The sequence below is a fragment of the Actinomadura xylanilytica genome (assembly GCF_030283145.1).
GTDB classification, from domain to species: domain Bacteria; phylum Actinomycetota; class Actinomycetes; order Streptosporangiales; family Streptosporangiaceae; genus Spirillospora; species Spirillospora xylanilytica.
This window is the reverse complement of the sequence record NZ_JASNWE010000003.1, coordinates 182467-195843: the sequence shown is the minus strand read 5'-3', so window position 1 is coordinate 195843 and position 13377 is coordinate 182467. Positions and strand designations below refer to the sequence as shown.

Below are 13377 nucleotides of genomic sequence, written 5' to 3'. Positions count from 1 at the left end.
GACCTGGATGGGTGACCTGGACGTCACTCCGGACAACCTGTTCGACAGCCGCAGCTCTTTCCCGCATGGGACAGCACGGTCTGCAAGGGCACGACGTCCTATAGCGTCCCCTGGACCCGTGCGTTCTATGACCGCAGGGACCTCGGTGTAAAGCCTCCGACGACGTGGGACGAGACCAGGCAGTGGGATTTCGACATCCCGCAGGTGGCTCAGGCCCTGGCACAGTGGCAGTCGTCCTACAAGGACGTCTTCACGTTCAATAAGGTGGACACGGGAACGTTCTCGCACATTTTCTTCAAGGGCCCAAACCGCCGTGTAGTACACCGGCCGCTGGGGGATCAACGCGATGAAGAAGGGCGGCGGGCCGGGTTTCGACAAGAAGTTCGACCCCCAAAGGACCGTCCGGTAACAACACCTCGCTCATGGGCGGCAGCGACCTGCTCGTGTTCGAAGCTCACGGAGACACCGGAGGAGTCCACCAGGCGACGGTCCGCGCCGCCCGTCAAACACGGTGCCCCACCATGATCTCCGGGAAGACTTCGACGATGCCGTAGGCCCCCTCGACGGCGGAGAACGCCGGTGCCGGCTCGGTCCGCACTACCCGGGGCATCTGCCGATCCTCTCGCCCGGGCTCGGGTCAGGCGGTGTGCTCATCCAGGAGGGATGCGAACTCTTCCTGGTCGTTGAGCCGGGGGAACGGTTCGTCGGGCACGGGCTTGTCGAGGAACGCGCACAACGGCTCCCACCCGTTGGCGGGCTCGAAGACGAGCAGCCGGTCGGCGGGCAGGTACTCCCGGACGGCGACGATGTGGTCGTTGAAGACGCGCAGCGCGTGGCCGCGGTCGCTGAAACGGCCGTCGAACAGCCCGTCCCACAACATCTCGCGGGACATTCTTCGCATATCGGCCAGGACGGGGGAGGCCGCGGGAGAATCGTCCATGGCGGCGCGGTAGATGGTGTTGAGGGCGCTCTCGTACCAGCGTTCCGGGTCGCGGACGCCAAGGATGACCTTCGCGTCGGGATAGTGGTCGGCGAGTTCGCGCCAGAAGCGAGCGCCCGGCCAGTCCACGGTGGAGCGGTAGCCGCGGTAGACACGGTCCCAGTCCACGGTGCCGTTTCGAGCCGCGGCGGTGCGCCAGAGGGGGACCTCGTCGGGCTTGTGGAGCATGCCGAGCATGTGGTGGCAGGGGCCGAACCCGAGCCGTTCCAGCGCGGCCTTCAACGACAGCGTTCCGGTGCGGCCGAATCCGGCACCGATGACTTCGAGCATGGGGATTCTCCTCCCAGACAGGGACAGGGTCAGGCGCCGCCCAGCAGTACAGACCAGATGGTGGCGCCCGGGCCGAACGTGAGGGCGACGCCGTACTGGCCGGGGGAGAGGGGGCGGGACTCCTGGAGGCGGCCGAGGACGGCCATGACGGCGGGCCCGGCGGTGTTGCCGTACTCGCGCATCACCGCCCGCGCCACGTCGGTGGAGTCGGCGGGCAGGTCGAGTTCCTCGGCGACCCGGTCGATGATGCGGCGCCCGCCGGGATGCAGCGCGAACCAGTGGATGTCAGCGCGCCGCAGGCCGTTGCGGGTGAGCAGCCGGTCGGTCGGTCCGGCCACGGCGGATGCCGTGATGTCGGGCATGGTCGGCGCGAGCCGGATGCGCACGCCGGATTCCCCGACGTGGACCTGGAGGTCCTCGGCGAACTCGGGAACGTACAGCATCTCGGTGTCGAGGATGTCCAGGCCGTGCAGGGCCGCCTCCCCAGGGCGCACGACGGCCGCGGCGGCGCCGTCCCCGAAGAGGGTGAGCACCACCGCCTGCTCCCTGTCGTACGGAGGGGCCTGCAGGTGCGGGGAGAACAGGTCGACGAGGAGCAGGACGGCGGGGCGGCCGTGCACCTCGACCCAGTTGCGGACGGTCGACAGGGCGGGCAGCGCGGCGTAGCAGCCCATCGGGCCGAGCGACTGGAACTCGGTGCCGGGCAGCATGCCCGTCTCGTGGACCAGCGTGTCCAGCCCGGGCGCGGAGTGCGTGGTGGTGGTCGCGGTGGCCAACAGGCCGATCTCGCCGGGGCTGAGCCCGGAACGGTCCAGAGCCCGGCCGATCGCCTCCCGGCCGAGAGCACGGGCCTCGGCCAGGCTCACGTCCATCCGGCGGGTGGTGCCCCAGTCGCTGGGATCGTCGATGACCGGATTGACCGCCATCCCCTTGGACTCGATGGCGGAGTTGCCGATGACCTCCACGACGTGGTGGCCGCCGGGCCGGTCGGCGAAGAGGTCCGCGAACTCCTCCATCTTGACCTGCGGTGGTGAGACGAACTCGATGGTGGTGATGCGTGCGGTGCGCATGACGACCTCTCAAAGTATGTCGAGTCGGGATCGAGCGTCCGGCCGGCCGGCCCTTCCTCCTGCGGGGCGGAGCGGCGGACGGACGTTTCGGCGCATCCGGGCGGACGAACTTGACAGGAGCGGTCGCCGCCCCGCGGAAAGGGCCTACCGGCCGGTGCGGGGAGCGGCGTTCGAGGAGCCCAGCGGCTTACCCTGGGCGTCCAACGCCTCGACCTTGACGTACGTGGCGGAGGTCGCGGCGGCGGGGAGCGCGATGGCGGTGTCGAGCCCGTTCCAGGCGGTCTCGGCGATCGGCTCCATGGCGTTCTGGGCCGTTCCGGCGTACAGGCGCCAGCGGGCGACGCCGGTTGCGCCGTTCCAGACGGCGTGCACGGTCCCGCCCTGGGCGACGGCGATCGGCGCCGATTCCGGCTTGGCGCGCCAGGGGGACCGGAAGATCCGGTACGTGCTCCAGTTCTTGTCCAGAGCGGCGTCGAACAGCAGCTTGCCGCCCTTGGAGAACTCGGAGATCCGGCCCGTCGGACCCCAGCTGACGGCCGTGTTGCCGTTCGGCAGGCCCTGCGCGTTGCCCTCCTGAATGGTGGACAGATGCTCGGGGTGGGTCACCTGCTTGACGAGCCTGGTGGTCTTGCGGCCTGGATTGACCTTGATCCAGGCGACCCGCGACTCGTACCCGTCCCACAGGAACAGGGTGCCGTTGTCGAACAGCTTGATCGTGTCCTTGCCCGCCCACACCGCGTCATGCTGCCAGGAGAACCGAACGCCGATGCCGAGCGGGAACGAGCTGCGGCGCCCGCCGAGCCGCCACTCGATCTTCCCCGTCTGCCGGTCGATCTTGAAGACGGTGGACACGAACCGGCCGGAGACCAGCAGGTCGCCTTCGGCGTCCTCGTCGATCGAGTTGATGTGGAAGTAGTCGTAGGGGGCGCCGTCGGGCCGCGCGGCGTACGGCAGGTCGGTCTCGCTGATCGGTACGTGGTCGAGGCTGCTCCATCGCCACAGCAGCCTGCCGGTGGCGATGTCGATCTCCTCGACGACGCCGTCGAAGACGGTGCCGTCCTTGGGGCCGCCGACCGCGGTGAGGTCGCGCTGCACCTGCGGGTACAGGGTGAGCAGCGCGGTGCCGCGTGAGGTGAGCCGGAACTCGTGCAGGTCGGCCGGGCCGCTGGAGCCCTTCACCGTGGCGATGACGCGGTAGTTCTCATCGGCGATGTACCCGACGCCGCGGCCCGCGCCGACGTTGACGTGCTCGCCCTGCCACCAGGTGATGACCTTGCGGCCCTGGTAGGTCTGTACGCGCAGGTCGGTGGCGATCTCACCGGCGGGGATCGGCCTGAACCACACCGGCCGGCCCTTCCCGTCGACGATCGTCGGGCCGTGCGGGACTGCGAGGTCGTTCGGGTTCTGCGGGGTGGTGAAGAACATGCCGGGCGCGGTGCCAGGACGATTGCGCAACACGTTCACCTTGGGCACCGGAGGGAGGCCCGAGGTGGGCGAGGCCGCGCCCGCGGGGACGGCGCGCACCGGAAGGGCGTGTCCGGATCCCGCGCCGCTCGGCGTCGCGAGGACGACCGTGAGGATCGCCGCGGCGCCGATCGCGGGGACGGACCACCGTGGCTTGGTGTGGATCACGCGGATCACTCCTTGGAACGGCCGGACGGACGCGTCCGGGTCTCTGCGGGTCATGGCAGAGGGGGAGGGGGGGTGGCCGGGAGCCTCGGACCCGCAGTGGAACCTGCATGTCCGGATGGGCTCCCAGCGCCGGTGGCCGGCGCGGCAAGGGCCGTGGCGGGGTGCTGTTCGAGGGGTTCGATCTCCGCCAGGCGCAGGTCACCGTCGACCAGCGAGAGCACGAGCCGTTCGATGCCGAACAGGAAGGCGCGGATGGTGGGCGGGGGCAGGTGGGCGGTGTCGGCCAGGAGACTGAGCCGGATCGCGGAGGTGTCCGTCAGGTCCTCGTGGACCTCGAGGAAGAACGTGACGCTGGCTCTGTCCCGTTTGCGTTCCCAATGGAACGTACTGGGGGCGGGGGGTACGGCGGGGAGGACGGCGAGGTCGCGCACCGGCGTCCACAGGTCGTTGAACGCGATGGAGAGATCGACCTTGGACGCGGCGACCAGGGCGGCGACCTCGTTCGCGTCGAACCGGCCGTTGCGCTGCACCCGCATGGACGCCGCCCACGTGTTCCGCACCACGTCACCGAAGGTCTCGCCGTTCAGGTCGATGACGGTCAGGACCTCCTGGGCCAGGTTCCCGACGGCGTGGCGGAGCATGGTAGAGATGCGATTGCCCGCCATGAGCCGAACCGGGCAGCGATCGTGGTCGGTGTGGCGGCCGAGGAGGACGGCTGCCGCGGCCAGCAGTACATGCGTGGGCCCGACCCGGTATCGCTTGGCGACGACGTCCAACGCGGTCGGAAGGGCCTGAGAGCGGATGCCGCCGCGCCAGTAGCGCGGTGTCCCGGACTCGTTGGGCGGTGCGGTGAACATGGTGGGCGGGGCCGCCGCCAGTTCCCGCCGCCAGTGCTCGAGGCCCTTGGCCAGCGCGCGCCGCCCTCGGGGTGAGCGTTCCTCCTCGGCGACGTCGACCGGTGCGGCGCCCGGTGGCCGGGCGAGCCGTCCTTCCAGGAGTTTCACCAGCTCGTCGGCGACGATCCGGCCGCTGATGAAGTCCGCGGCCAGATGCGACATCCAGAGCTGGAAGACGGTCGGCCTGCCGTCGAGCAGGCCGATCCGTGCACCGAAGGGGACCATGGTGGCGGGGTCGTGCGGGAGGCCCTCCGGGAACGGGGACCAGTCGCCCACGGCGTCCTCCGGGGTGAGCGTCGACAGGTCGACGAGCTCGACCTCCACCTCGCCCTCTGCGAGGACCTCCTGGACGAGGGTGCCGTCGTCGGCGAGACGGAACAGGGTGCGGAGGGACTCGTGCCGTCCGACCAGTGCACCAAGCCCGTCGAGGACCTCCGCGACGGTCACCCCGGCGGGCAGGATCCCGCCGGAGGTCATGTCGGTGAACGACGGCTCGCCCGGGCGGTGCGTCCGCAGCCAGAAGTCCCACTGGCCCACCGTGCAGGGCCTGGTGACGGCCCGGTCTCCCGTGAACGGGATCCGGCGCGGCGGATACTCGGTCATCCTTGTCCCCCGAACCGGCGGAGCAGCGCCGCCCTGCGCTCCGCCTGGTAGTGGGCGTCCATCCACGCGGGCAAGCGGGCGTGCGGGGACACGAAGTACGGGGCCAGCTCCTGGCGGCGCCGCGGCCGGCCGGCCCCGGCGCCGTGGCTCCTGGTCGAGGCGGGGAGCGTGAGGTCAGGAGCGGCGGCGAGGCCGTTCACCCAGCGTTCGGCCAGGTCAAGTTGCCAGAGCGCCTTCTCAGGCGGGAGGTGCGTCAGCTCTGTCCAGGCCAGCGCCCGAGTGGCGAAACGTGCGCCACGCAGCTCGGGGAAGCGTTCCACAACGACCACGATGGGCAGGACGGCGCGGGCGGTGAGACGTTCACACGCCAGCATGGACAGCGCGGGCTCGTCGCCCGTGCCACGCATCGGTGCCGGCCAGCGCCGGTCTCCTCCGATCGCGCCGCAGACCGTGCAGGCGACCAGGCGCACCCGTACGGACGGGCCCGTTCCGCCGGTCGTCACGAACGGGGGGGCCATGAGTTCGCCGTGGGCCTCCCGGGCGGCCATGCCCGCCAGCAGGTCACGCAGCTCAGCGGACATGGGCACCGCTGTGAGCCGTGAGGGCGCACCGAACGGCGGCGACACCGAGGTCGATCAACGGATCCAGGTCGAAGGCCGCGCGGTCGGGCTCCGCGAGCCCCGAGTCGACCCAGGTGGAGACCGCCGCCCGGGTCAGCGGCCCGCCGCCGTGCGGCGGGGCCGGGACGGCGGCGCGGGCGACGTCGGCGCCGAGCAGGTACCCGGCGGCCCAGACCTCGGTGGCCACGGGCAGCAGCTCGGCGGGGAACACGCTCAGCCACGGCTCCGCCCGGCCGAGGATCTCCTCAGGCGCCAGGCCGGTGAGCGGGCACGCGTCGTACCAGTACCAGCCGAACTGGTGCTCCACAGGTTCCCCGTGCACGATCCGGATTCCGCAGCGGGAGTCGAGCAGCTCGACGGTGTACGGGCCCGGTTCGAGGCCGTTTCGCTGTCGCCAGTGCCCGTCCGGGACGGGGAGGTCCGGGGCGTGGACGGTGGCGTGGAAGCGGCCGTGGTGACCGACGATCGTCTCGTCGTGGCCGTGGTCGAGCAGGTGCGGCACGGTGGCGACGACCGGGATCCCCTGCTTGCGGCAGAAGACGACCACCATCTCGTCGTCATCCTGCACGTCGTCGGGGATGCCCGTCAGGAAGGCGGCGAGCCGACCGGCCTGGTCCACGGGGAGGACGAAGCCCTGGGTGGGCGTCCACTCCGCCGGCGAGAGCGGCGCGTAGGCGCGGTCAGCGACGGTGGCGCGCCGGGCGAGGTAGGAGTTCTGCGGGCTGTCCCAGTGGGAGTACATCGCGATGCCGTGCTCGGGGAGGGCCGTCACCGCCTCCCACAGGTGCCGCACGAAGTCCGGGACCGGAACGGCGTCGTCCTGGAGGACCAGGTGGTGCGTCGCGCCGTCCTCGATGTCCGCCCAGGCTCGCTTCGCAGTGCGCAGCGGGCTTGGCGGGCCGTCCGGAACGGGGTCGGGGACGATCCGGGGCCGCAGCGGCGCGAACGCCGCCAGGACCTTCGGCAGCCGGTCCGCACGGCGTGGATGGTGCATCATCACGACGCTGAACCGGACCGGCGCTGTCCTCGAATTGCCTGCCATGGGGTCTCCCCGTTCCGCCCGGTGGTCGTGAGAGGCCGCTCCCCGGGCGACCGCATCGCCATCCTGGAGCCGGCGCGGGCGCTGGTGAATACCCGTGCGGCCACGCCAATGACCGGACGGGCGACCGCGCCCGATGGGCATGCCCGTCTTATTGGCTACTTGGCCTGGAATGCCTGGTGACCGGATCGAGAAAGCCACGCGGCCCTTGCAGGTATGCCCGTGTGCGCATGGTGAACGTCCGGTCGTTCGGGGCTGACCGGGACCGGGAGCCGGATCAATACTCGATGGGTGAACGAGACGGAGAACGCCGCCCCGACGATGTTGTTCGTCGGGGGACTGCACAGAAGCGGAACGACTCTCTTCGCCTCGCTTATGGGCACCCATCCGGAGATCAGCGGATTCCGTCACACCGGTGCGCCCGAGGACGAGGGCCAGCATCTCCAGACGGTGCTTCCCATCGACGAACACCACGGCGGCCCGGGGAGGTTCGCGTTCGCTCCGGACGCCTATCTCACCGAGTCGTCTCCGTATGCCTCGGTGGAGACGGCCCGGCGGCTCCGCGCGCAGTGGAATCGGTACTGGGACCTGTCGAAACCAATTCTGCTGGAGAAGTCACCACCCAACCTGATCCGGTTCCGACTTCTCCAGGAGCTCTTTCCGAATTCGAAGTTCATCCTGATGATGCGCAACCCGGTCTCCGTCACGCTCAGCACCCGTAAGTGGAGCCCGGCATTGTCGCACCGCGATCTCGTGAGGCACTGGCTCCATGCCCACAAGATCGCTTTCGAGGACGCGCGGTCACTGCGGTACTTCATGACGGTCCGCTACGAGGACCTGATGGAGGCCCCGGAGAGGACAATGGAATCCGTGGCGTCGTTCCTCGATATTCCCAACGCGTTCGCTACCACGCAGATTGCGCCCTTCCTGGACGGCCGCTACGCGGCCCAGTGGAGTGCCGAGGTCGACCGGGCGGTCCTCGACGACCTTCGGGACGCCGTGGCGGATCGCGGCTACACCCTCTGACGCGATACTGCGACAAGCCACCGCGGCGGCCGCCCGGCCGCCGCGTTCACGTTTCCGGTAGTGGCGCACGAAAGGACGCCCTGACGGTGACCATCGGCGCCCGTCGTCCCTCGACGGCCACCGCCGCCGCGTATTCGCCGGGCATCGGCAGATCCTGGACGGACCAGGTCCCCGCGATCGTCCCGGTGGGATCGCGCACCACGATGGCGCCGGACGCCGCGCCGGACCCGCTCGTGGCCACCGGGAGGCGCAGCCCCTGGACCACCCGTCCCCCTGCCGCCTTGACCACGGCCTCCTTCCGGGTCCAGAGCCGCAGGAAGGCGGCCCGAGCCTGGGACGGGCCGGCCCCGGCGACCATGTCCGCCTCGGCCTCGGGGAAGTACCGGGCGGCGAACGACCGGACGGGCATCCCGGACCGTGGCAGGTCCACGTCGACCCCGACCTCGCCACGGGAGGTCACCGCCACCAGGCCCAACTCTCCCGCGTGCGAGAGGTTGAACCGGAGGTGGCTGTCGGTCCCGGCGAGCCTGGGCTTCCCGTGCGGACCCCGCGTCCAGCGCAGGTCCTCGGGCGGCTCCCCGAGATACCCCCCGAGAATCCGCCGTAGCGCACCGTGGGCGACGATGAACCGACGCCGTTCGGCGTCGGAGCGGCTGCGGCGAAGACGTTCCACCTCCTCCTCGCTCAGGGTTCCCCGCAGCCGCGACACGGTGGGTGGCGGCAGCTCCAGGGGAACCGTCCAGACGTCCACAGCACCGTTGTCCGGCATGGGTTCGCTCACCGGCCGCCCTTGCCAAGGTCCAAGCGGGCGCGGGGTTCGGGCGCGCTCGGTTGGCTTCGGCTCAGGCCGCGGACGAATCGGATCGCCACGACAACTCCCGCGAGGCCTGCGAGGTTGAGGAGCGCGATCGTCATGTACAGGGCGCCGGGGTCGTCGAGCCGTCGGGCCAGCAGGCCGCCCACGCCGATGATTCCAACCGTGTAACCGGTGTTCAGGCCGAGGGCGACGAGGCCGCCGCCGACCTGTTCGATGGCCGTGACCGCCACCAGCACCATCCCGAAGACCAGGTAGGTCGGGGCGACCACGCCGAGATAGCGGACGCCTTCCTCCGCCACCTGGGTGTCCCCTGCCATCAGCCGGCCGATGACGTCCCGGCCGAGCCAGACGGCCGGGACGAGTGCTGCGTACACCACGAAGGTGACCCGGAGCCCGGCCCGCAGCGTGCCGTCCAGCCACGGCAGCCGCCCGGCGCCGCGGTGCTGGTTCATGATGATCGCGGTGGCGGAGCCGAGCGCGATCGCCGGGATGATGACCAAGCTCTGCACGGCGACCCCGACCGCGAACCCGTCGCGGATGTTCCGGCCGAACGGGCTGAGCACCCACAGCAGGGCCAGGTTCATCGCGAAGAGCACGAGGTAGGAGACGCCGACCGGGAGCCCCACCGACAGCAGTCGCCGAAGGGCGTCCGGCCGCCACCCGAGCGGCCGTCCCCACAGGCCCGCGCGGCGCAGGTGCGCCAGACCGAGGAGGGTCCCGGACAGGCCGGCAAGGGCCGTCGCCACCGGCACCGCCATGATCCCCAGGCCGGTGCCATGGCCGAGGACGGCGACGCCGGCGATCTCCACGACCGCGTTGGTCAGCGTGATCGACGCCGCCGCCCGGGCTCGGCCCGTTCCGCGCAGGCAGGACGCGGCCAGGACCGATCCGGGCAAGGTGAGGTTGGCGGCCGCCATCCAGCGCAGGAACGCCTCGAACTGTGGCCGTACCTCCGGCTCCACCTGGAGCGCGTCGGTCAGGGCGGGTGCCGCCACCGCCAGTAGCGCGCCGATCACCACCCCGATCCCGACCCAGACCCGCAGCAGGCTGACCGCATGTGCGGGCACGTTCCGGTCGGTCCCCTGCCCGCGGTGGAATGCGGCCCCGGCCTGGTTGCTGAGGTCGAAGGCCATCTGCACCGCGAGGAAGAGGAAGGCCAGCGGCGTATAGAGAGCCCGGACCGACATCTCGTCGGGGCCCAACCGGGAGACCAGGGCCAGCACCACGGTCGGCACCAGCACCCCGGCCGTCCCGGCCAACGTCATGGGTCCGGCGAGCCGCATCACGTCCCGGCGTAGCCGCCGGTCCGCGGCTCCCGCCGGACCGGGATCGGTGTCAGGCACGACGCAGGCGTCCCTGGAGCAGGCCGGTGAAGAGATTGAGCTTCTGGATGTTGCCGGTCCCCTCCATGAACTCGACGGCGCGGGCATCCCGGGCGAGCTTGTCCAGCAGCGGATGCTCCAGACGGGCACCGGGCCCGAAGAAGCCGAGCGCCTCCATGGTCGCGTCCTCGGCGAGCCGGGACGCCTTCGCCTTCGCGGCGGACGCCAGGTAGCCCGCGGCGGGGTCGTTCTCGTCGACGGCGCGGGCGGCCCGCCAGATCAGCTGGCGGACGCCGGTGATGCGGCGACCGAGGTCGTCCAGGCGCTCCCGATCCCAGGCAGGGAGGCCGGGCCGGTTCTCCCGGACGTACTCGTACGCGGACCGGGCGATGCCCAGCCCGAACGCGGCGACGCCGGGGCGGAGCCGGTTCAGTCCCTGGACCGCACTCCACATGCCACGCTGGGTGGGCCGCAGGTGCCGCCCGAGCACGTTGTCCGCGGCGATCCGCACGTTGTCGAGCGTCATCGCCGTGATGCGCAGCCCGCGCAGTCCGATGGTCTCCAGGGGCTCGGCGGTGAACCCGGGGGCGGACGCCTCGGTGAGGACCGCGGTGACGCCGAGCGGGCCGGGCCGGGTGCGGGCGAAGACGACGCCGATGTCGGCGCGGGCGGCGTTGCCGATGTAGCGCTTGGCGCCGTTCAACACGTAGCCGTCGCCGTCGTCGGCGGGGGTGAGGGTGGTCTCCATCGCCCCGGCGTCCGAGCCGCGGGCGGGCTCGGTCAACGCGAAGAACGTCCAGGTGGGGCGTTCGAGGATGCGGCTGTAGAACCACTTCTTCTGCCGCTCGTCGCCCAGCGAGTCGATCAGCACGCCCGACATCACCGGGCCCGGCGCGGCCAGCAGCATCCCGGCGTCGCCGACCGCCACCTCCTCGGCGAACACGACCCGTTCCAGGGTCCCGGTGCCGTAGAACCGGTGCCCGTCGATGACCACGGGGTCGGGGTTGTACTCCGGGGGGAGCGGCATCCGGGTCAGGTACGACACGATCCCCACGTCGAGGTGGCGGTAGATCGCATCGGGGTCCCCGTCCAGCTCCAGGGCCAGCGGCTTCAACTCCCGCGCCCACTCCCGGGCGCGCAGCCGGATCGCCTTCGTCCGATCATCCAGCTCGATCATCGTGATCCCCTTTCCGGGGCGTGACCGACGTAGACGTCCGCGAGCAGTTCCGACACCCGGGCGATCTGGCCCGGGCCGTCGGCCAGGAACCCGGAGGCGCCCAGCAGGCGGAGCAGCATCCGGTCGGCTCGGGTGATCTGGGCGTGCAGGTGGGCCACGGCGGCGTCGTCGAGGTCGCCGGGGGCGGCGCCGCCCAGCATGGTCTCGATCTCCAGGTGCTCGATCGCCACCTCGGCGAGCGCCCCCTTGACCATCTGCTGGTTGAGCAAGGTGCCGCCACCGACGGTTCGGCCGCCGAGGTAGACCATGCAGGCATCCATCAGCCGGTCGGAGAGGCCTAACCGCACCCAGGCCAGGCCCAGCGTCCAGGCTCGGACCGGTGCCTCGGGGGCGTCGGGCAGGGCCTCACCCCGGGTGCGGAGGGCGACGAGGGCGCCGCCGGACACGGTGATCTCGGTCAGCACGTCCTCGCGGTCCGCTGCGCGGGGGACCACCCGACCGTTCGCCCAGGCGACGTCGCAACCGTCGGCGACGGCGGTGGGGACCAACGCGTGCCCGCCCGGGCCGCACGGCAGGGCCCCCGCGCAGACGGCCGCCCGCAGCTCGGTCAGCGCGGGAACGACGCCCGCACCGCGCGCGGTCCCCCGCAACCTCGCCCACGTATCCGTGACCGCCTCGACGACGGCGGCCTCCCGGCTCGTCATAGATCCTCCTCCAGTTCCATCGTGCTGAGGCACAGGTAGCGCTGGACACGGTCGTAGTCCGCGACGACCAGCCGTTTCCGCCCGCTTGTGGCCAGGCGCGGCAGCGCGTCGGCGAGCGCGGACCACGGCCCGGTGCAGGGACGCCCCTCGGGCGCCCTGATCACCTCGGCGAACCGTCCCGGCACGATCCAGTCCGGCTCGATCCCCTCCCCGGCCACCAACACGACGGACGTGCCGCCACCGGCGTTGAGCAGGGCGGGGACCTCGCCGGGGCTCACGTCGGTGCGCTGACGGGTGGTCGGCTCGCCGGCGGGGCCGGTGGGGCCGAGGACCAGGCCGACCGCGCTGTCATGATCGGGGACGCCGTCCGCGCCGGCCGTGTCGTAGGGGAAGCTGCGCTGGTCCAGGATGACGACCAGGGCGTGGCGGAAGGCGTCGGCACGGGCGTACTCGGTGACCAGGCGCAGGGCTGTGAAGGGCCCGGCGGTTCCCTGGTCGGAGACGTTGAACGCCAGCGCGTCGCCGGGGGCCGCGTCGGCGAGATAACAGGACGGCGACCGGCGGGGGTCGGCGTCCGGCACGCTGTTGACCACCAGGATCATGTCCAGTGGTCCCTCGAACGGCTGGAGAGCCTCCAGCAGGGCCTGGCTCATCTCGGTGAAGGTGTTGCGTCGGCCCCGGGCCAGCAAGCCGGGGCGGAACTCCATCTGGTACGGGCGGGTCAGATCCGCCTGCATCCGTTCCAGGCTCGGCTCCATCGGGTCGGGCAGGAACGGCCTGCCCGACCCGAACGTCAGGCTCACCAGCCTCGACAGGCGCAGTGGCGTCCGCCCCCCCGGCGCCGCGACGGGCGCTGGACCGGGGGCTGTGGCGAGGTACATGGGCGGCTAGGCCCCGGCCAGGTCGGGCACCTGCTCGACCACCTGCACCTCGACGAACGCGGCGAGAGTGCCCACCGACTCGAAGTGATGCTGCTCCAGCGAGTCGGTTTCGAACTCGATCCCGAGCTCCTCCTCGATGGCCATGAGCAGCCCCAGCACCGTGGTGGAGTCGAGGCCCAACTCGTCGAAGAGGGTGCTGCCCTCGCCGATCGTGCCCGGATCGAGCTGGGTCGCCTCGGCGAGCGAGGTCACGATCGTGCCGACCACCTGGCCGTGCAGGCCGGTGGCATTGCCCGGCGCCGTGTTCTCCATCAGAAAGG

General features: G+C 71.2%; 13 protein-coding genes. 1 reads left to right on the top strand and 12 read right to left on the bottom strand.

Annotation, left to right across the window (positions count from 1 at the left end):
• Window positions 1–637 precede the first annotated feature (637 nt).
• The 6 genes from QP090_RS18890 to QP090_RS18865 form a co-directional block, all read right to left on the bottom strand.
• Window positions 638–1270: a sulfotransferase family protein gene (locus QP090_RS18890; protein WP_285940301.1), complete on the bottom strand. Its 633-nt coding sequence runs from the start codon at window positions 1268–1270 to the stop codon at window positions 638–640.
• 29 nt (window positions 1271–1299) lie between these two features.
• Complete coding sequence (locus QP090_RS18885; RefSeq protein ID WP_285940300.1) at window positions 1300–2340, bottom strand: type III polyketide synthase; 1041 nt, start codon at window positions 2338–2340, stop codon at window positions 1300–1302.
• A gap of 144 nt (window positions 2341–2484) precedes the next feature.
• Entirely contained in the window at window positions 2485–3972 is a 1488-nt protein-coding gene (locus QP090_RS18880) for an arylsulfotransferase family protein (protein ID WP_285940299.1), read from the bottom strand.
• A gap of 50 nt (window positions 3973–4022) precedes the next feature.
• Complete coding sequence (locus QP090_RS18875; protein ID WP_285940298.1) at window positions 4023–5471, bottom strand: condensation domain-containing protein; 1449 nt, start codon at window positions 5469–5471, stop codon at window positions 4023–4025.
• Window positions 5468–6052, bottom strand: a complete 585-nt coding sequence (locus QP090_RS18870) for a hypothetical protein (protein ID WP_285940297.1) — start codon at window positions 6050–6052, stop codon at window positions 5468–5470. The genes QP090_RS18875 and QP090_RS18870 overlap by 4 nt, the downstream gene beginning before the upstream one ends.
• The gene (locus tag QP090_RS18865; protein ID WP_285940296.1) at window positions 6042–7133 is read right to left on the bottom strand and encodes a PAS domain-containing protein; all 1092 of its coding nucleotides are present in this window, start codon (window positions 7131–7133) and stop codon (window positions 6042–6044) included. Before QP090_RS18865 ends, QP090_RS18870 begins: the two co-directional genes overlap by 11 nt.
• 288 nt (window positions 7134–7421) lie before the next feature.
• Between QP090_RS18865 and QP090_RS18860 the strand changes: the two genes are divergently transcribed.
• The gene (locus QP090_RS18860) at window positions 7422–8156 is read left to right on the top strand and encodes a sulfotransferase family protein (RefSeq protein ID WP_285940295.1); all 735 of its coding nucleotides are present in this window, start codon (window positions 7422–7424) and stop codon (window positions 8154–8156) included.
• A gap of 46 nt (window positions 8157–8202) precedes the next feature.
• Here QP090_RS18860 and QP090_RS18855 read toward each other — a convergent pair whose 3' ends face one another.
• The 6 genes from QP090_RS18855 to QP090_RS18830 form a co-directional block, all read right to left on the bottom strand.
• Window positions 8203–8937: a 4'-phosphopantetheinyl transferase family protein gene (locus QP090_RS18855; RefSeq protein ID WP_285940294.1), complete on the bottom strand. Its 735-nt coding sequence runs from the start codon at window positions 8935–8937 to the stop codon at window positions 8203–8205.
• Window positions 8934–10316, bottom strand: a complete 1383-nt coding sequence (locus tag QP090_RS18850; RefSeq protein ID WP_285940293.1) for an MATE family efflux transporter — start codon at window positions 10314–10316, stop codon at window positions 8934–8936. Before QP090_RS18850 ends, QP090_RS18855 begins: the two co-directional genes overlap by 4 nt.
• The gene (locus tag QP090_RS18845; RefSeq protein ID WP_285940292.1) at window positions 10309–11472 is read right to left on the bottom strand and encodes an acyl-CoA dehydrogenase family protein; all 1164 of its coding nucleotides are present in this window, start codon (window positions 11470–11472) and stop codon (window positions 10309–10311) included. The genes QP090_RS18850 and QP090_RS18845 overlap by 8 nt, the downstream gene beginning before the upstream one ends.
• On the bottom strand, window positions 11469–12176 hold the full coding sequence (locus QP090_RS18840; protein ID WP_285940291.1) for a hypothetical protein: 708 nt from the start codon (window positions 12174–12176) through the stop codon (window positions 11469–11471). Before QP090_RS18840 ends, QP090_RS18845 begins: the two co-directional genes overlap by 4 nt.
• Window positions 12173–12979, bottom strand: a complete 807-nt coding sequence (locus QP090_RS18835) for a hypothetical protein (RefSeq protein WP_285940290.1) — start codon at window positions 12977–12979, stop codon at window positions 12173–12175. The genes QP090_RS18840 and QP090_RS18835 overlap by 4 nt, the downstream gene beginning before the upstream one ends.
• An 84-nt stretch (window positions 12980–13063) precedes the next feature.
• Window positions 13064–13369: an acyl carrier protein gene (locus QP090_RS18830; protein WP_285940289.1), complete on the bottom strand. Its 306-nt coding sequence runs from the start codon at window positions 13367–13369 to the stop codon at window positions 13064–13066.
• Window positions 13370–13377 lie beyond the last annotated feature (8 nt).